Source organism: Streptomyces sp. NPDC006435 (assembly GCF_040612315.1).
Lineage (GTDB): Bacteria > Actinomycetota > Actinomycetes > Streptomycetales > Streptomycetaceae > Streptomyces.
This window is the reverse complement of sequence record NZ_JBEXPY010000003.1, coordinates 345,873-364,733: the sequence shown is the minus strand read 5'-3', so window position 1 is coordinate 364,733 and position 18,861 is coordinate 345,873. Positions and strand designations below refer to the sequence as shown.

The following is an 18,861-nucleotide window of genomic DNA, read 5'->3' as shown; positions in this document are numbered from 1 at the left end:
ACCCCTTCCGGTGGCGCGACGGACAACCGTCCGTCGCGCCACCGGCGTATCCGCTTACGGTCTTCCCGCTATGAGTCGTCGTGTCAACGGCGACCGTCCCCAGGGGAGATCGGAGGTGGACCCGTGCGGATCGGACTCCTCACCGAGGGTGGTCACCCGTACCCGAACGGTGAGTCCGGGCTCTGGTGCGACCGTCTGGTGCGCGGAATCGCGCAGCACGAGTTCGATCTCTTCGCGCTCAGCCGTTCCGCCGAGCAGGGGGCACAGGGCTGGGTTTCGCTCCCGATGCAGGTCAGCCGGGTGCGGACGGCGCCGATGTGGGCCGCCGACGAGGACGCCCGGGGCACCCGCGGACCGCTCGGCCGGAGGCGGCCGGACGGGGGCGCGCGCCCGTACGGACGGCGCGAGCGGCGGCGCTTCACGGCGCATCTGACGGCTCTCGCGTCCTCGGTCTGCGCGGCCGACGGGGCGCGGGCCGCGAGCGGGGCCGCCGACGGCGCGGGCGGTGCCGGCGGGGCGGGCGCGGGGCGCGCGGCCGGTGACGCCGTGGGCGAGCGGTTCGCACAGGGCCTCTACGGGCTCGCCGAACTGGCCCGCGAGCACGGCGGACTGGCTCCGGCGCTCCGTTCCGAGACCGCCGTGCGCGTCCTGGAAGCGGCCTGCCACGCACCCGGGGCCGGCCGCACCGTCCAGGCCGCCGCCGTACCCGACCTGCTCGTCTTCGCCCGGGAGCTCGACCGGGCGCTGCACCCGCTCTCGCTCGACTGGTACGACGAGGAGGGCCTCGGCGCGGTCGACCTCTGCCACGCGACGTCCGGCGGCGCCGCGGCCCTGCCGGGGCTTCTGGTCAAACGCTTCTTCGGGGTGCCCCTGCTGGTCACCGAGTACGGCGCGCGGCTGCGGGCGCACCACCTCGCCGCGGCCGGAACCGGATCGAGTGCGCCGGTGCGCGCCCTGCTCGCCGGCTTCCACCGGCTGCTCGCCGCCGAGGTGTACCGGCAGGCCGCGATCGTCACCCCCGGCGACACCCACGCCCGCCGCTGGCAGGAGCGGTGCGGGGCCGGGCGCGAGAAGCTGCGCACCGTCCACCCCGGCATGGAGTCCGACCGCTTCACGGAGCTGGGCGAGAACGGCGACGGAGGCCCGGACGACACCCTGGTCTGGGTCGGCCGGATCGAGCCGGCCAAGGACCTGGTGGCGCTGCTGCGCGCCTTCGCGGAGGTCCGGAGGTCCGCACCGGCCGCCCGGCTGCGGATCATCGGCACCCCGGCGGGGGGCCCGGAGGGTGCCGCCTACCTCGCGCACTGCCGGGCGCTCGCCGACCGGCTGTTCCCCGCCCGGCCGCTCCCCGCCGGGGCGACGGGCGCGGGCACCGCCGACGGCGGCCCGGTCTCCTTCGAGGACCCCGGCGAGGCCGGGGCGGCCGACCCCGCGAAGACGTACGGGGCGGCCGGTGTCGTCGTCCTCCCCGGCGTGGCCGAGGGCTTCCCCACCGGCCTCGTCGAGGCGATGTTCTGCGGCCGGGCCACGGTCTCCACGGATGTCGGCGCGGTCGTCGAGGTCATCGGCGGCACCGGACTCGTGGTGCCCCCGGACAACCCCGGGGCACTGGCCGACGCCTGTCTCGCGCTGCTGCGGGACCCCGAGCGGCGTGCACGGCTCGGAGCGGCGGCGCGCGCCCGCGCGCTCGAACTCTTCACCGTCGAACAGAACCTCGCGGCATTTCGCGGCATTTACCTGGAGCTGATGGCGCACGCCCCGGTGCGCCGGAGGACCGGTGCCCGGACGACGGAGCCCGACGGCGGACCGCGTCCGTTCGCCACCCCGCCCGAGGCGCACGTCATGGGCCCGTGGACGGACCCGTGCGCCGTTCCGGCCGACCGCACGCCGAGCTGGGCCGCCGGGCCCCGGACCGTCTGCGCGGGAGCACGGGGAGCGGGTGGCACGGATGCGTGAGCAGGAGCGGCGGCAGGGGCCGGAGGCGGCCGGGCCGGGCCGCGGCGCGCCGGGACGTTCCGGCACGGTCGGCGACGATCACGAAGGAGTCACCATGGGCCGCCCGACCGAGGTGCCCGACGCACCCGTCACACCGGCCACCGGGGAAGGCGCGGACGCCCTGCCCCCGACCGCCGAAGCCCTCGGCACCGGAGCCGGAACCGCGGCCGGAGCAGGAGCCCCCGCGACCGGAGCCGGGGCCCGTCGTGCTCCCGAGATCGCCGGGGCCGTCGCGGCGCGGCGGCCCGGTACCGCGCGGCGCGGCACCGCCGACCCCGTGAAGTCGCTGATGCACCGGCACCGGCAGCTGTGCGAACGGGCCGTCGACCCGCTGGAGATCGCCGCCGGGCTGGAGGCCCACGGTGTCACCGACCGGGTGGCCGCCCGCTACCGGCACCGCGACGTCTTCTCGCTCGCCGAGGAACTGTTCGCACGGATGCCCGGAGCGGTCACGGAGCCCGCGACCGGCCCCGGCGCACCGGAGCGCGACGCCCGGACGCGCACCGCCTGGTCGCTCCGCGCCCTGCTGCCGGGCGCCGTCTGCGCCGCGACCGTCGGCGTGCTCGACCTCACCGAGGGGACACTAGGGGGAGGCGCCCGGCTCGCGGTCGCCCTCGCCGGCGCGCTCCTCACGCTCACCGGACTCGCCCTGGCCCTGCGCGACGGCCCCCTGCACGCCGGGGGCCGCTCCCCGGTCACCGCCCGGCTGTACGGCTGCTGGCTCCTCGGCTACGTCCTGTACGGCGGGCCCCTGCTCGACCAGGTGCTCAGCGGCGGACCCGAGGGCCCCTGGGAGATCACCCCCGCACCGCTGCTGGGGCTGGCCCTCTCGCTCGCCCCGGCGGCCTGGTCCGCCCACCTCTTCTCCGTGCACGCGCGCCGCAAACTCCACGGCAGCCGTGCCCTGGAGGAATTCGCCGCCGGTGTGCGCCCCCTGCTGCTCGGCGCCGTCGCGCTCCATCTGTGCGCTCTCATCGGTCTGCTGCACCTCGCCCGCCTCGGGTACGGGAGCGGCGGGGCGTTCGCCGGGGCGGCCGCGCTCGGCGTGCTGCTCCTGCTGTCCCGGCTGCTGACCGGACACGGGTACCCCGGCCCGGCCACCGCCGCGCTCGCCACCGCCTGCGCCGTCGAGGCCCTGGCACCCGCCCTGATCCTGGCCGGGCGACTGCCCGGTCTGCACTTCCTGGCCCGCCCCGTCGATCTCCTCGTCGTGGCGGGCGGCACCGGAGCGGTACCCGCCGTCGCCTGCGGCGCCTCCGCCCTCGGGCTGCTCATCACCGCCACCGTCGTCCTCTCCCGGGCGTCCGCCCACACCACCGCCCGAGCCGACGAAAGCGGCACCACCGGGTGACCACCGCCGTACCGCCCACCACTCACCACCCCGCGCCCGACCGCCCCGCCCCGGCCCGAGCGGCTCGCGCGGACGCCCCCGCACCACCCCGAAGCCGAACCACCGTTCCACCACCCCCCACGAACCATGCGCACGCCCCGCGGAGCCGACGTCGCGGGTCGCTGCCGCGTCACCCATCCCATTTCAACGAGGAGACAACGGACATGACCCCCCAATCCCCTTCCCCGGCAGGTCGCCGTCGGCGCCGAGGGGGCGCGCGATGAGGGTGCTGCTGCTCGGAGCCAACGGGTTCCTCGGCCGGTTCGTGGCCGACCGCCTGCTCGCCGACCCCGCCGTGCACCTCACGGCGCTCGGCCGCGGCGACGACGCCGACGTACGGTTCGACCTGGCCAGCGGCAGCCCCGGCGCGCTGACCCGCTTCCTGGACGCCGTCCACCCCGGCGTCGTCGTCAACTGTGCGGGCGCCACCCGCGGCGGGGCGCGCGAGCTGACCCGCCACAACACCGTCGCCGTCGCCACCGTCTGCGAGGCCATGCGGCGCAGCGGCTGCACGGCCCGGCTCGTCCAGGTCGGCTGCTCCTCGGAGTACGGGCCCTCGCAGCCCGGCTCGTCCACCGCGGAGGACGCGCTGCCGCGCCCCGGCGGCCCGTACGGCGTCAGCAAGCTCGCCGCCACCGAACTCGTCCTCGGCTCCGGCCTCGACGCGGTCGTGCTGCGGGTCTTCTCCCCGGTCGGACCGGGCACCCCGGCCGGTTCCCCGCTCGGCAGGCTCGCCGAGGCGATGCGCCGGGCCATGCAGTCCGGGGACGGCGAGCTGAAGCTCAGCGGCCTCGGCGTGCAGCGCGACTTCGTCGACGTGCGCGATGTCGCGCGCGCCGTGCACGCCGCCTCGCTCTCCGCCGCCCAGGGCGTCGTCAACATCGGTACCGGGCGCGCCGTGCGCCTGCGGGACGCGGCCGCCGTCCTCGCCCGGGTCGCCGGATACGCGGGCGCGCTCCACGAGCTGGACGGGCCCCCGCCCCGGCTGCCCATCGGCGCCCCGCGCACCTCCAACGAGTCGGTCATCGAGCACCTCTCGGCGACCCCGTCCCCCTACCCCGACGGCTGCGGCGCCTGGCAGCAGGCCGACGTCCGCACCGCCAGGGACCGGCTCGGCTGGCGCCCCCGGATCAATCTGGAGGAGTCCCTCGCCGACATCTGGATGGAGGCGGCGTGCCGTATCTGACCATCACCGACACGGTCCCGAGGACCGGTGGCGCCGAACGGTTCGGCTTCGGCGTCCCCGGCTGCGCGCACCCGCTGCTAGCCCCCGCGGAGTGGGCCGAACTGGCCCGCCCCGGCACCCCGCTGCACTGGGCCGTGCTCGACATCGACAACGGCCCCGGCAGCAGACCGGACCCGCACTGCCTGGAGGCCGCGGGCCGGCTGCGCAACGCGCGGGAGCGGGCCGTGCACGACGAGGACCCGCGCGACGCGGTCCGGGCGGCGGGCGGCAGGCTGCTCGGCCACCTCGACCTGGCCCTCGGCGACCGCCCCTTCGCGGAGCTGATCGCCGACGCGCGGTCCTTCCTCGACTGGTACCGCGTCGACGGCTTCTACCTCGACCGCTGCCCGGCCGAACGCGCCGGCCTCCCGGCGGTGCGCCGTCTCACCGGCACGCTCGCCGCGCTCCTCGACGACGGGGAGCGGCCGGCCGGCCGGGGGAGCGGGCTGCTGGTGCTCGCGCCCGGCACCCACCCGTACCCCGGCTACGCGGAGGCCGCCGACCAGCTGGTGACCTTCCGCGGGCCGTGGACCGACTACCGCTGGTCGCAGGTGGCGGAGTGGACCGCGGCCTACCCGCCGGAGAAGTTCGCGCACTTCGTCCACGGCGTCCCGCGCACCCACCTCGAAGAGGCCATGCGCATCGCCCGCTGGCAGGGGGCGGGCACGATCTTCTTCACGGATCGAGACGGCCGGCAAGGACAAACCGACCCATTCGTGACGCTGCCCAGGTACTGGGACGAAATCGTCTCGCGTATCGGACCGGGTATCTCGGAATGAGAGGGGGCGTGGCAGTGTTACCGGAAGAACAACCGTACGCAGTTGAAGTACGTAGAAACCGACCACCTGCATTGTTGAGGTTCCTGTGTCGCTGCCACCCCTGGTCGAGCCAGCTGCTGAGCTCACCGTCGACGAGGTCCGCAGGTACTCCCGCCACCTGATCATCCCGGATGTCGGGATGGACGGACAGAAGCGGCTGAAGAACGCGAAGGTGCTCTGTGTCGGCGCCGGCGGTCTGGGGTCGCCGGCCCTGATGTACATGGCCGCGGCCGGTGTGGGCACGCTCGGCATCGTGGAGTTCGACGAGGTCGACGAGTCGAACCTGCAGCGCCAGATCATCCACAGCCAGTCCGACATCGGCCGTTCCAAGGCCGAGTCCGCCAGGGACTCGGTGCTCGGCATCAACCCGTACGTGAACGTGGTCCTTCACGAGGAGCGGCTCGAGGCCGACAACGTGATGGACATCTTCGCCCAGTACGACCTGATCGTGGACGGCACGGACAACTTCGCCACCCGCTACCTGGTCAACGACGCGGCCGTGCTGCTGAACAAGCCGTACATCTGGGGCTCGATCTACCGGTTCGACGGCCAGGCGTCCGTCTTCTGGTCCGAGCACGGCCCCTGCTACCGCTGCCTCTACCCGGAGCCGCCCCCGCCGGGCATGGTCCCCTCCTGCGCCGAGGGCGGCGTGCTCGGGGTGCTCTGCGCCTCCATCGGTTCCATCCAGGTCAACGAGGCCATCAAGCTGATCGCCGGCATCGGCGACCCGCTGGTCGGCCGACTGATGATCTACGACGCCCTGGAGATGCAGTACCGCCAGGTCAAGGTCCGCAAGGACCCCGACTGCGCGGTCTGCGGCGAGAACCCCACCGTCACCGAGCTCATCGACTACGAGGCCTTCTGCGGCGTCGTGTCCGAGGAGGCCCAGGAGGCGGCCGCCGGCTCCACGATCACTCCCAAGCAGCTCAAGGAGTGGATCGACGCGGACGAGAAGATCGAGATCATCGACGTCCGCGAGCCGAACGAGTACGAGATCGTCTCGATCCCCGGTGCCAAGCTGATCCCGAAGAACGAGTTCCTGATGGGCAACGCCCTCCAGGACCTCCCGCAGGACAGGCGCATCGTCCTGCACTGCAAGACCGGCGTCCGCAGCGCCGAGGTCCTCGCGGTCCTCAAGTCGGCGGGCTTCGCCGACGCGGTGCACGTGGGCGGCGGCGTGATCGGCTGGGTCAACCAGATCGAGCCCGAGAAGCCGGTGTACTGAGACACTCCGCGTACAGCACGCGGTGAGGGGGCCGGTCCGCACGGACCGGCCCCCTCACCGTGTTTCCGGAGCAAGACTACGAGCAGGTCTTTCCGTCGTCCGGGACCTTCCCGTCGAGGAAGTACGTGTTCACGGCAGACGTCACACAGGCGTTGCCGCCGTACGCGCCGTGCCCCTCGCCCTTGTTGGTGAGCAGGACCCCGACGCCCCTGCCCAGCTCGTCCGCCATCTTCCGGGCGCCCTCGTACGGCGTCGCCGGGTCACCGGTCGTGCCGACGACCAGGATCGGACCGGCGCCCGGGGCGCTCGTCTCCGGGTCGTCGTGCTCGCCCTCCACCGGCCACTGCGAGCACCAGCCCGCCGTGTCCCACGCCAGGAACGGACCGAACACCGGGGACAGCTTCCGGAACTCCGGCAGGAGCGCCCGGGCCTCGTCCGCCGTCGGCCGGAGCCTGCTGTCCGCGCAGGAGATGGCGCGCTGCGAGTGGCTCTGGGTGTCGTAGCGGCCCTTCTCGTCACGGCCGTTGTAGGAGTCGGCAAGTTCGAGCAGCCCGGTGCCGGTGCCGCTCTTCTCCGCCTCGTCCAGCGCCTGCGTCAGGACGGGCCAGCTGCTCTTGGAGTAGAGCGGCATGACGATGCCGGTGACGGCCAGCGAGTCGTTCAGCTCACGGCCCGAGGCGGTCGGCAGCGGCTTCTTGTCGATGCGTTCCAGCAGCCGCGCGATGCGCCGCGTGCCCGCCTTCGGGTCCTGGCCCCGGTCCTTGAGGTAGTTCTCCAGGGCCCGCTGGAAGCCGGTCGCCTGGTTGCGGGCGTGCCCGATGGCGTCCGCGGTCGGGTCGACGACGGCGTCCAGGACGGTGCGCCCGACGTTCTTCGGGAAGAGGTGGGCGTAGGTGCCGCCGAGCTCGGTGCCGTACGACATGCCGAAGTAGGTGAGCTTCCGGTCGCCCAGCACCTGACGGATCAGGTCCATGTCGCGGGCGGCGTTCACCGTTCCGACGTGCGGCAGGAGCCTGCCGGAGAGGCGCTCGCACCCGGCGCCGAAGTCCGCGCCGTCCTTCAGGAACGCCTCCTCCTCCGCCGGTGTGTCCGGGGTCATGTCGACCTTCCGGAAGGATTCCTCCTGCTCCTTGTCGGTGCGGCAGCTCACCCCCTCGCTGCCCGCGACCCCGCGCGGGTCGAAGCCCACCAGGTCGTACCGGGAGTTGAGCTCCCCGTACCCGCCGGCGGCGCGCGGCAGTATCCCGACCCCCGAACCGCCGGGACCGCCGAAGTTGAACAGCATCGAACCGAGGCGCCGGCCGGAGTTCGCGGCCTTCTTGCGGATCAGCGCGATCCCGACCGTCTCGCCGTCCGGCTTCGCGTAGTCCAGCGGAACCCGGACCGTCGAGCACCGCCACTGGTCCCCGGGCGCGCTGCCGCCCTCCGGGGCCTCGCAGCGCTTCCAGTCCGGCCGCTGGGAGGTGAGGGAGGCGGGCAGCGGGGGCAGGCCGTCCGGCGCGGCCGACGGGTCCTCGGCCGGGGACGCCGCGCCGCGGTCCGTGCGGTCGGCCGGTTTCTCGTCCGTTCCCCCGCCGCAGCCCGCGAGCAGGCCCGTCAGCAGAAGTGCGGTGCCGGCCAGAGCTCCGGCGCGTGCGTGTGCGGACACGTCGTACGTCCTCCCCGTTGTCGCCCGCACGCCACGCGGCGCACAGGGGCGCTGGTCGTCGTGGCGCACGGAGGTGCCTGCATCCGAGGCGTGCAGAAGTCCGCTCATGCTAAGGGCTGTCCGGCGGTCTCCGCCGGGGACGGCGAAGGGGCCCGTCCGGTTCCGCTCGCCGGACGGGCCCCGTCTTCCCGGGGGAAGCCGCTACCGGCAGGTGGTCCCGGCCGCCGGAACCTTGCCGTCCAGCAGGTAACCGCCCACCGTCCGCTGCACACAGGCGTTGCCGCTGTTGTACGCGCCGTGCCCCTGGCCCTCGTACGTCATCTGCACGCCGACGCCGTCGCCGAGCGCGTCCGTCATGGCCTTGGCGCCCTCGTACGGCGTCGCCGGGTCGCCGGTGTTGCCGATGACGAGGATGGGGGCCGCGCCCGGGGCGCTGACGTCCGGGGTCTCCCAGGCGCCCGCGACCGGCCAGTCGGTGCAGGCCATCAGGCCCCAGCCGAGGTAGTCCCCGAAGATCTTCGAGGCGGACCGGAACTCCGGGAGCCTGTGCTCGGTCTGGTCCGCGGTGAACCGCTGCTTGGAATCGGCGCAGTTGATGGCGGTGTTGGCGGCCATCGAGTTGTCGTAGCTGCCGTCCTCGGAACGGCCGTTCAGCGAGTCGGCGAGGGCGAGGAGGAGCGCGCCGTTGCCGCCCTCGGCCTCGTCCACGCCCTGCTCCAGCAGCGGCCAGGTCTGCCTGGAGTAGAGCGCGGTCGCGATGCCGGTGGTGGCCAGGGTCTGGGTCAGCCGGCGCGACCCGATGCCCGCGACCGGCTGCTTCTCCAGCGAGTCGAGCAGATCGGAGATGCCCTGCTGGACCTCCTCGGGGGTGGCACCGGCGAGCTTGCAGTTGTCGCCGCGGTCCACGCAGTCCTTGGCGAAGTTGTCCAGCGCGAGCTGGAAGCCCTTGGCCTGGCCGAGCGAGGACTGCTCGGAGTCCTGGGTCGGGTCCACCACCGCGTCCAGCACCGACCTGCCGACGTTCTTCGGGAACAAGTGGGCGTACACGCCGCCCAGTTCGGTGCCGTACGAGATGCCGAAGTAGTACAGCTTCTTGTCGCCGAGCACCTGGCGCATCAGATCCATGTCGCGGGCGGCCTCGGTGGTGCCGACGTGGGGGAGCTGTCTGCCGGAGTTGCGCTCGCAGGCATCCGCGAACGTCCTGGTGCCCTCGACGAAGGCCTTCACCTCCTCGGGGGTGTCCGGGGTGCCGTCGCTCTCGTAACGGGCGTCGAGCTGTTTGTCGGTCTCGCACCGCACCCCCGCGCTGCGGCCCACGCCGCGCGGGTCGAAGCTGACCAGGTCGTAGCGGGCGCGGAGCTTGTCGTAGTCGTTGCCGAAGGCGGGCAGGGTGGCGACGCCGGAGGCACCGGGACCGCCGAAGTTGAAGATGAGGGAGCCGATCCGCTTGTCCTGGTTCCGGGCCCTGGCCCGGATGAGCGCCAGCTGGATCGTCTGGCCGTCGGGGTTCGCGTAGTCGAGCGGGGCCCGCATGAACGAGCACTCCCAGGGGGTGCCGCCGGGCAGCGGGGTCGGTGCCTTCCCGCCGCCCTGCGCCGGGACCGGGGCGGGGCAGGGCTTCCACGTCAGCTGCTGGGAGGCGAGGTCGTCGGGGCCGGTCGCCGCGGCGTTCGCCGCTCGCGGCGAGCTGCGCGGCCCGGCGCCCTCCTCGGTGCCGTCGCTCGAACAGGCGGTGATGGGCAGGAGCATGCTGACGGCGGCGGCCAGGGCGGCGGCACGCAGGGCGGGGGAGGTCCTCATGGGGCCCATCGTGCGGGGCGAACGGGAGGGGTGCACGGGGCACCGGTCCAAGCGGGTGGTCGGCGCACGGACCGTCGCCCGACTGGCCTCGCGGACGCCCCGTCCGGGGCTGAGGAGCCGTCAGGGCCCGTTCGGCGGATCGGGAGGAGAGGGGGTGTCAGGGCCCGGCCCCACCCCGGCTCCCGCGGACCGGCCCCGGTCCCTCCGTGAACCGGGGCCGGGTCCGGGGCGCCGTCAGAGTTCGCCCTTGCGGGTCAGATGGTTGAAGCAGAGCCAGCCGGGAAGCACCGGCAGCCAGAACGTCAGCAGGCGGTACAGCACCACGGCGGGCGCCGCGACCTCCTTCGGCAGGTTGACCGCGATCAGCCCCAGCATCAGCGCGCCCTCGACCGCGCCCATTCCGCCCGGCGTGGGCGCCGCCGACCCCAGCGCGTTGCCGGCGAGGAAGACCACCGCGATGCTCGCGTAGCTGAGCGTCGGCACGTCCGGACCGCTGAACGCCCGGATCGACGCGTCCAGGCACATCACGAACGTCCCGGTCAGCAGCAGCATCCCGCCGATGCCCGTCAGCAGCTTCTGCGGCCGCTGCACCACGTCGATCATGCGCGGCACGACCCCGGCGAACAGCGACCGCACCCGCGTCACGACGAATTTGCGCAGGAACGGAACCGCCGTCACCACCAGCACCAGCACGGCGACCGTCAGCAGCCCGGCGATCACGGTCCTGGACGGGGTGAGCGAGGACGGCGTCCGCTCGGTACCGGTCAGATAGCCGAATGCCGCCAGCAGCAGGATGTGGCAGCCCAGGCCGAACAGCTGCGAGGCGCCGACGCTCGCCACCGCGAGTCCCGGCCGCACCCCGGCCCGTTGCAGGAAGCGGGTGTTCAGCGCCACGCCGCCGACCGCGGCCGGGGCGACGATCTTCACGAAGGACCCGGCGACCTGTGCCAGCACGGTCCTCCCGAACGGCACCCGCTCCGGCACGAAGCCCAGCAGGCTCATCGAGGCCGCCACGTAGCTGAGGGCGGAGAAGCCGACGGCGGCGGCCACCCAGCCCCACTCCGCCTGCTCGGCGACCGTGCCGAAGTCGGCCTGGGTGACCTGGGAGACGAGGTAGTACGCGGCGAACGCACCGGCGATGCAGCTGACCAGGGTCCGTGCCTTGATGCGTTCCAGGCGGACCGGCTCGACCGGCGCCTGCGGCCGGATCCGCAGCACCTGCTGCCGCATCTGGGAGAGCAGGTCCTCCTCGCGGGCCCCTTCCAGCGCGTCGTCCAGGGCCCGTTTCTCGGCCTGCTTCTGGTTGCGCAGCGCCTTGCGGCCGGGCTTGCGGCCGGTACGGTCGCCGGTCCCGGGCTCGGCCGCCCCCTCCGGGGCACCGTGCTCCTGGGCCCTGGCCCGCCGGGCCGCGTCCGACGCCTCCAGCACCGCCTCCCGCTCCCGCTGCGCACGCTCCCGGGCCAGTCGGCGCAGCGTCGCACGGGTCGAACGGCTCAGCGCGATCGGCTGGAGCAGTGGCAGGCAGTCGGCGACCACATCGGGGCCGAGGACCTCCAGGGCTCCGGCCACGGCCCGCTCGGCGCCCACCCGCAGACCGGTGGTGGTCAGCAGCTGGGCGACGTCCATCCGCAGCACCAGGTCGCCGGCCGCGATCTCGCCGCCGCGTAGATCGGTGACGAACACCTTGCCGGAACGATCCACCAGGATGGCGTCACCCGTGAGCCTGCGGTGCGCGATCCGTCGCGACTGGAGCGCCTTCACCTGGCGCCAGGCGCCGCGCAGCACCTCGTCGGTGATCTCCGAGTCCTCCAGCGCGTCCAGGGAACGGCCGCCGATGTGCTCGTACACCAGCATCACGGCGTCGGGCCCGAGCTCGGACGTGGCGATCAGCTTGGGGGCGTTGGCCCCGGCGGCGATCGCCGCGTACGCGAGCAGCGCCTCCTGCTCCAGGGCCTGGCGCAGCGACTGGATGGAGCGGCGCTGGGTGATGCCGCGCAGGGTGAGCCTGCGCCACACCCGGTAGAAGAAGCCCTGGGCCTGCTGCTCGCGGTCGACGACCGTCACGTCGAGCGGCGGTCCGTCCTCCAGGGACACCAGGTAGCGGCGGCCCCGGTCGCTCTGGTCGCCCGAGTCGGGGGAGTCCTCGGCGCGCATCGCGGTGACGGGGCGGAAGCCGACGTGGCGCAGCCCGGCCATCAGGTGCTGGCCGGTCGGCCGCACGTTGGGCGAGCCGACCGTGTACAGCGTGCCGTACGCGACGGTCCAGCCGATCAGCACGGTCAGGACGATCGAGAACGGGGTCGTGTAGCCGCCGACCAGCATGGCGAATGCGTCGAGCAGCAGCACCACCCACAGCACCACCCGCCAGCGCGGCCGTCTCGCCATCCCGACCGCCGTCATGTACGCGATCACGGGGGCGAGGTAGCCGTGCACGGGGTCGGTGAGCGCCCCGGCCTGCGGCTGGGTCAGGGCGTCCTTGATGGTGCCGGGGGCGTACTGGGACACCCAGAGGTCGGTGGCGAGGGTGACGCCGTGCGCCAGCACGGCGGCGAGCACCCCGTCGGCGATCCGCAGCCCGTCGCGCTTGATCAGCCGTTCGATCGCGAACGCGACCGGGACGAGCAGCACGGCGATGCTGGAGACCAGACCGGCGATCTTGATCAGGACGTCGGGCGCCTGGCCGGTGCCCTTGTTGATGTCCTGTTCGAGACCGGCGGTGGTGCCGTGGGCGAACGCGGCGATCGCGAACAGGACGACGATCGCCAGGACGCCGATGAGGAGCCGCATGAGGTCGGAGGGGCGGTGCACCCGGGCGGGGAGCAGCGGTTCGTCCCCCGAGACGCGTTCGGCCTGTTCCCGGGCGACGGTCGAGAGCGTCGACCCGGCCGGGTGCACGGGGGCCGTGCCCCGCTCCGGACCGGGCTCCCCTGCGGGTGCACGGGGCGCGTCCGGGGCCTTTCCGGCGGATGCGCGGGACTCGTCCGGGTGGGACTCGGCATCAGGGGCGTCCGCCGCCTTCGGTGGCTGCACGCCCTGCTCCTTCGTCGCCTCTGATTGGTCTTCGTGGTCTCGTATCACCGGTCACCGCCCGCACGATGGTGGCACGGCCCGGCGACGGAGGGGGGCATCAGGGTGCACTGCTCGGACACGCGAAGCGCAAGATACGCCCCTTTGCCCCCGCGCGCACGCCTTGTGGACGGGGGCACCCGGACCGGGCCGGACTGTCGGTGGTGTACGGCAGGATGGGGCGGATGAGCCAACACCGGACGAGCGGCGGCGGGACGAACGGCGGCCGGACCGGCGCCGACCGGGCGGGGAACGACGGACCGGGGAACGACCGGCCGGATGCCGGGCCGACGGTCCACGAGCTGCCGGAGTACGCGGAGCGGGTGCTCGACGTCGCCGAGCTGATTCCGCCCGGCCGTGTCATGACGTACGGGGACGTCGCCGAGTGGCTGGGCGACGGCGGCCCGCGCCAGGTCGGCCGGGTCATGGCGCTGTACGGGTCCGCGGTGCCATGGTGGCGCGTGGTGCGGTCCGACGGGGTGCTGCTGCCCGGCCACGAGCTGCGGGCACTGGATCACTACCGCGAGGAGGGCACCCCGCTGCGCGGGGCGTCGCGGGGCGCGGAGGGCCATCTGCCGCGCCTCGACATGAAGCGGGCGCGGTGGGACGGCGTCACCGCGGACGGGGGCGGAGGCGCGGACCGGGACAGGGGCGGAGGTGCTCACATCTGACAGCTTCGGCCATTCGGCGGCGCTGCGGGCGGCGGCGGGCCCGTACGGCACCCCCGGAGTGCGGGGGACGAAGCCCGGCGGGACCCGCGCCACGAGCCCGGACGAGGGCCGGGACGGGGTCCGCACGGCCGGACGCACCGGCTTCCGCCGGGCCGGATGTGCAGGTTCCTGCCGAGCGGTGCGGGCCGTGCGAGCGGTACGGGCCATGCGATTCGTACGGGTCGCAGGGGTCGTACGGGACGGAGTGCGCGGGCCGTGCGGCCCGTGTGATGTGTGCGACGCATGTGATGCACGCGATGTGCGTGACGTACGTGATGCACACGACGTGCGCGGCATACGTGATGTCGGACACGGTCGGGCGTACGGTGCGACGTCCGGCCGCGCCGACGCCCCGGAACGTGACGAGGCACGCAGCGCGCACGTCCCGCACCGCGCCGCCGCTGGCGTAGCGTCGTCAGCCCGCGCACCGCACCGCACCCTCACCACCAGCACACCCACCAGGACCGGCGATCCACGTGAGTTCCTCCTCCTCCACCCGGCACAGTCCGTACCGTCAGGCACGACGGCGGACCGCGGGCGCGTACCGACTGGTGCGTACTCCGCCGGGCTCCGTGGAACCCCCTCTTCTGGACGCGGCACAGCGCGCGGTGGTTGATCACCCCGGCGGTCCGCTCCTGGTGCTCGCCGGGCCGGGCACCGGCAAGACGACCACGCTCGTCGAGGCGGTCGCCGCCCGGGTCGCACGGGGCGCCGACCCCGCCCGGCTCCTGGTGCTCACCTTCAGCCGCAAGGCGGCCGTGGAGCTGCGCGACCGGATGGCCGCCCGGCTCGGTGCCGCCCGCGGCCCGCAGGCCACCACGTTCCACTCCTTCTGTTACGCGCTGGTCCGTGCCCACCAGGGCGCCGACCTCTTCGCCGAACCGCTGCGGCTGCTCTCCGGACCGGAACAGGACGTCACCGTCCGCGAACTGCTCGCCGGTCAGCTCGAACTGGAGCGGGACGGCTTCCCCCACATCCGCTGGCCCGACGAGCTGCGGGCCTGCCTGACCACGCGCGGCTTCGCCGACGAGGTGCGCGCGGTGCTGGCCCGCAGCCGGGAACTGGGCCTGGGGCCGGACGCGCTGGCCGACTTCGCCCGCCGCACCGGCCGGCCCGACTGGGGCGCCGCCGCCGAGTTCCTCGCCGAGTACCTGGACGTGCTGGACGCGCAGGGAGTGCTGGACTACGCGGAACTGGTGCACCGCGCCGTGCTGCTCGCGGAGCGCCCCGAGGTGGCGGCGCTGCTCGCGGGGCAGTACGACGCCGTGTTCGTCGACGAGTACCAGGACACGGACCCGGCCCAGGTGCGGCTGCTGCACGCGCTGGCCGGCAACCGGGGGAGCGCCCGGGGCGCCGGGGGCGGCCGGGACCTGATCGCCTTCGGCGACCCGGACCAGTCGATCTACGCGTTCCGGGGCGCCGACGTGAACGGCATCCTCGACTTCCCGGAGACGTTCCGGCGGGCGGACGGCGCCCCCGCCCCGGTCGGTGTGCTCACCACCTCGCGCCGGTCCGGGGAACGGCTGCTGGCCGCCACCCGGCTGCTGACCCGCCGGATGCCGCTGACCCGGCTCCCCGCGGAGAAGGTCCGCGCCCACCGGGAGCTGGCCGCGGTCCACGGGGGCGGGAGGGTGGAGGCGTACACCTACCCGACCGCCTCCACGGAGCTGGACAACATCGCTGACCTGCTGCGCCGGGCCCATCTGGAGGACGGCGTCCCGTGGAACGAGATGGCGGTGCTCGTACGGGCCGGGGGGCGCACGATCCCCTCCCTGCGCCGGGCCCTGACATCGGCCGGCGTCCCCCTGGAGGTCGACGGCGACGACCTTCCCCTGCGCCACGAACCGGCGGTGGCCCCGCTCCTGACCGCCCTGCGCGCGGTCGCCGCGGCGGCCCTGCACCGGGGCGCGCCGGAGGAGAAGCCGGAAGAGAAGCCGGGGGAGAAGCCTGAAGGGAAGGCACAAGAAGAGGCGGAGGAGCCGGAGGAGCTGGAGGAGCCGGAAGAGAAGCCCTCGGCGCACGAGGTTCCGGAGGAGGGGGACGGCCGGGCACCCGACGACCAGGCCGGCTGGCTGGACACCGAGACCGCCCTGACCCTCCTCGCCTCCCCCCTCGGCTCCATGGACGCGGCCGACCTGCGCCGCCTCGGCCGGGCCCTGCGCGACGAGGAGCGGGCCGCCGGGAACCGGGTACCGGCACCCTCCGGCGACCTGCTGGCCCGTGCGCTCGCCGAACCCGAACGGCTCGTCACGCACGATCCGGCGTACGCCCGCGGGGCCCAGCGGCTCGGCACGCTCCTGCGCAAGGCGCGCGAGCTGCTCGAAGGGGGCGGCACCGCGGAGGAGGCGCTGTGGGCGCTGTGGTCCGGCACCCCGTGGCCGGGCCGCCTGGAGCGCGCCGCACTGCGCGGCGGCGCGGCCGGGCGCAACGCGGACCGCGACCTCGACGCGGTCTGCGCCCTCTTCGACACCGCGGCCCGCGCCGAGGAACGCACCGGCGGGCGCGGCGCGCTCAACTTCCTGGAGGAGGTCGACGCCCAGGACATCGCCGCCGACACCCTCTCCCGGCGTGTGGTGCGCCCCGACGCCGTACGGCTGATGACCGCGCACCGCTCCAAGGGGCTGGAGTGGCGCCTGGTCGTCGTCGCGGGGGTGCAGGAGGGGCTCTGGCCGGACCTGCGCCGCCGGGGTTCGCTGCTGGAGGCGGACCGGATCGGCCGCGACGGCCTGGCCGAGCCGCTCACCCCCGGCGCCCTCCTCGCCGAGGAGCGCCGGCTCTTCTACGTCGCGGCGACCCGCGCCCGGGAACGCCTCGTCGTCACCGCGGTGAAGGCCCCCGCCGACGACGGCGACCAGCCGTCCCGCTTCCTCGCCGAACTCGGCGCCGAACCGCGCGACGTCACCGGCCGCCCGCGCCGTCCCCTCGCCGTCGCCGCACTCGTCGCCGAACTGCGCGCCACCACCGTCGATCCCGAGGCGTCCGACGCCCTGCGGGAGGAGGCCGCCCGCCGGCTCGCCCGCCTCGCCGCGCTCACCGACGAGGAGGGCACACCACTCGTACCTGCGGCCCACCCCCACCGCTGGTGGGGCCTGTACGAGCCGACCCGCTCCGCCGTGCCGCTCCGCGACCGGGACCGGCCCGTGGCACTGTCCGGCAGCGCGCTCGACCAGCTCGCCAACACGTGCGCGCTCCAGTGGTTCCTCGGCCGCGAGGTGAAGGCGGACGCCCCGGCGACGGCCGCCCAGGGCTTCGGCAACGTCGTCCACGTACTCGCCGACGAGGTGGCCTCCGGGCGCACCCCCGCCGATCTGGACGTCCTGATGGAACGGCTGGACTCGGTCTGGGACGGTCTGGTCTTCGACGCCCCCTGGAAGTCCCGGCAGGAGAAGGAACAGGCCCGGATCGCCCTCGAACGCTTCCTGCGCTGGCACGTCATGGACCGCACCGGCCGCACCTCCGCCGCGAGCGAGCACGACTTCGACGTGACGCTGGAGGCGGGGGAGTACGAGGTGCGCATCCGGGGCTCCATGGACCGCGTCGAGCAGGACGCCGAGGGCCGGGCCTACGTCGTCGACTTCAAGACCGGCAAGCAGGCCCCGACCAAGGACGAGGTGGCCCGGCACCCCCAGCTCGCGGTGTACCAGCTGGCCGTCCGGGAAGGGGCGGTCGACGAGGTCTTCGACGGCCGGCGCCCCGAACCGGGCGGCGCCGAACTGGTGCAGCTGCGCCAGGCCGCCGCCAAGAAGGAGGGCGGCGACGCCCTTCCCAAGGTGCAGGCGCAGGGACCGCTGGACGGCGGGGACGGCCGGGGCGAATGGGTCTCCGACCTGCTGGCCACGGCCGCGGGACGGGTCCTGGACGAACGTTTCACGCCCTCGACCGGCCAGCACTGCGGGCACTGCGCCTTCCGGGCCTCGTGCAGCGCGCAGCCGGAGGGCCGCCACATCCTGGAGTGAGACCCGGAACGGGACAGGGCCCGGCACGTACAGGAGCCGGGCCGTGCCCGGTGCGTACGGGAACGCGGCCCGACCGTCAGGGCTTGCGGGCCATCACTCCGTACACGCTCACGTCCGCGTCCGTGACGTCGTTGATCGGCTGGTAGCGCGTACGGTCCAGCTTGTCCGGACCCGCCACGAACTCCGGGTCCGGTTCGGCGGCCTCGGGCAGGTCCACGACCTCCTCGGGACGCCAGCGGTGCACCGGTACGACACCCGGCTCCAGCAGTTCCAGACCGTTGTCGGTGACGAAGCGCTCCACCTGGGCGCGCGAGCGGCGGACCATGGCGAAGCCGCGCTCCTCGAACGCCTTCGTCACCTGCCCCACCTGCTCGGGGTTGAGGTCCGAGCTGACGTTGCTCAGGACGAGGTAGCTGCCGGGCGCCAGGGCGCCGAGCAGCCGCTCGACGACCGGGTACGCCTCGTCGTCCTCGATGAAGTGCAGCACGGCGGCGAGTACGAGAGCGACCGGCCGGTCCAGGTCCAGGGTGCGGCGGGCCGCCTCCAGGATCGTGTCCGGATCGCGCAGGTCCGCCTCGATGTAGTCGGTGCGCCCCTTGGGACCGCTCGTCAGCAGGGCCTGCGAGTGGACGAGGACGACCGGGTCGTTGTCCACGTACACCACTCGCGAGTCCGGGGCGATTCCCTGGGCGATCTGGTGCACGTTCGCTTGCGTCGGCAGCCCTGTGCCCACGTCCAGGAACTGCCGCACCCCGGCCTCGGCGGCCAGCGTCACCGCCCGCCGCATGAAGTCCCGGTTGTGCCGCACCGTGAGGTACCCGCGCGGATTGGCGGCCAGCGCCATGGCCGCGGCCTCCCGGTCCGCCGGATAGTTGTCCTTGCCGCCCAGGAAGACGTCGTAGACCCGCGCCGGGTGCGCCTTCGTCGTGTCGATGCGCTCACGGAGTTCCGCGGCGTCCGGGGCGGGTGCGTCGGCGCCCATGTGACCTTCCTCATAAGGCTGTTGATGCGACAAGAAGTCAATGTAG

The 18,861-nt window shown here is 74.0% G+C and carries 11 protein-coding genes; 7 read left to right on the top strand and 4 right to left on the bottom strand.

Annotated features, from left to right (window positions below):
* The first annotated feature begins 123 nt into the window (after positions 1-123).
* The 5 genes from ABZZ04_RS05870 to moeZ all read left to right on the top strand — a co-directional run bounded on the left by ABZZ04_RS05870 (position 124) and on the right by moeZ (position 6,653).
* On the top strand, positions 124-1,956 hold the full coding sequence (locus ABZZ04_RS05870) for a glycosyltransferase (protein ID WP_356930932.1): 1,833 nt from the start codon (positions 124-126) through the stop codon (positions 1,954-1,956).
* A 94-nt stretch (positions 1,957-2,050) separates the two neighbouring features.
* Entirely contained in the window at positions 2,051-3,346 is a 1,296-nt protein-coding gene (locus tag ABZZ04_RS05865) for a hypothetical protein (RefSeq protein ID WP_356930931.1), read from the top strand.
* A 259-nt stretch (positions 3,347-3,605) separates the two neighbouring features.
* Entirely contained in the window at positions 3,606-4,571 is a 966-nt protein-coding gene (locus tag ABZZ04_RS05860; RefSeq protein WP_356930930.1) for an NAD-dependent epimerase/dehydratase family protein, read from the top strand.
* Positions 4,559-5,389 (top strand): spherulation-specific family 4 protein, encoded by an 831-nt coding sequence (locus tag ABZZ04_RS05855; protein WP_356930929.1) that lies wholly within the window; start codon positions 4,559-4,561, stop codon positions 5,387-5,389. Before ABZZ04_RS05860 ends, ABZZ04_RS05855 begins: the two co-directional genes overlap by 13 nt.
* An 85-nt stretch (positions 5,390-5,474) precedes the next feature.
* On the top strand, positions 5,475-6,653 hold the full coding sequence (gene moeZ / locus ABZZ04_RS05850; RefSeq protein WP_148839082.1) for an adenylyltransferase/sulfurtransferase MoeZ: 1,179 nt from the start codon (positions 5,475-5,477) through the stop codon (positions 6,651-6,653).
* A gap of 76 nt (positions 6,654-6,729) precedes the next feature.
* Here moeZ and ABZZ04_RS05845 read toward each other — a convergent pair whose 3' ends face one another.
* The 3 genes from ABZZ04_RS05845 to ABZZ04_RS05835 all read right to left on the bottom strand — a co-directional run bounded on the left by ABZZ04_RS05845 (position 6,730) and on the right by ABZZ04_RS05835 (position 13,131).
* Entirely contained in the window at positions 6,730-8,301 is a 1,572-nt protein-coding gene (locus tag ABZZ04_RS05845; RefSeq protein ID WP_356930928.1) for an alpha/beta hydrolase, read from the bottom strand.
* Positions 8,302-8,502: 201 nt separating this feature from the next.
* Positions 8,503-10,101 (bottom strand): alpha/beta hydrolase, encoded by a 1,599-nt coding sequence (locus ABZZ04_RS05840; protein WP_356930927.1) that lies wholly within the window; start codon positions 10,099-10,101, stop codon positions 8,503-8,505.
* A gap of 234 nt (positions 10,102-10,335) precedes the next feature.
* Entirely contained in the window at positions 10,336-13,131 is a 2,796-nt protein-coding gene (locus ABZZ04_RS05835) for a lysylphosphatidylglycerol synthase transmembrane domain-containing protein (protein ID WP_356930926.1), read from the bottom strand.
* 221 nt (positions 13,132-13,352) lie between these two features.
* On the opposite strand from ABZZ04_RS05835, the gene ABZZ04_RS05830 reads away from it, so the two are divergent.
* Positions 13,353-13,838, top strand: coding sequence for an MGMT family protein (locus tag ABZZ04_RS05830; RefSeq protein ID WP_356930925.1), 486 nt, complete (start codon positions 13,353-13,355; stop codon positions 13,836-13,838).
* A gap of 515 nt (positions 13,839-14,353) precedes the next feature.
* On the top strand, positions 14,354-17,833 hold the full coding sequence (locus ABZZ04_RS05825; protein ID WP_356930924.1) for an ATP-dependent DNA helicase: 3,480 nt from the start codon (positions 14,354-14,356) through the stop codon (positions 17,831-17,833).
* Between the two features lie 76 nt (positions 17,834-17,909).
* Here ABZZ04_RS05825 and ABZZ04_RS05820 read toward each other — a convergent pair whose 3' ends face one another.
* The gene (locus ABZZ04_RS05820) at positions 17,910-18,815 is read right to left on the bottom strand and encodes an SAM-dependent methyltransferase (RefSeq protein ID WP_356930923.1); all 906 of its coding nucleotides are present in this window, start codon (positions 18,813-18,815) and stop codon (positions 17,910-17,912) included.
* Between the last annotated feature and the right edge of the window lie 46 nt (positions 18,816-18,861).

Excerpts from the sequence above, each read along its gene's own strand:
- ABZZ04_RS05865 (WP_356930931.1), top strand. The coding sequence starts at position 2,051 with ATGGGCCGCCCGACCGAGGTGCCCGACGCACCCGTCACACCGGCCACC.
- ABZZ04_RS05860 (WP_356930930.1), top strand. The coding sequence starts at position 3,606 with ATGAGGGTGCTGCTGCTCGGAGCCAACGGGTTCCTCGGCCGGTTCGTG.
- ABZZ04_RS05840 (WP_356930927.1), bottom strand. The coding sequence starts at position 10,101 with ATGAGGACCTCCCCCGCCCTGCGTGCCGCCGCCCTGGCCGCCGCCGTC.
- ABZZ04_RS05830 (WP_356930925.1), top strand. The coding sequence starts at position 13,353 with ATGAGCCAACACCGGACGAGCGGCGGCGGGACGAACGGCGGCCGGACC.
- ABZZ04_RS05820 (WP_356930923.1), bottom strand. The coding sequence starts at position 18,815 with ATGGGCGCCGACGCACCCGCCCCGGACGCCGCGGAACTCCGTGAGCGC.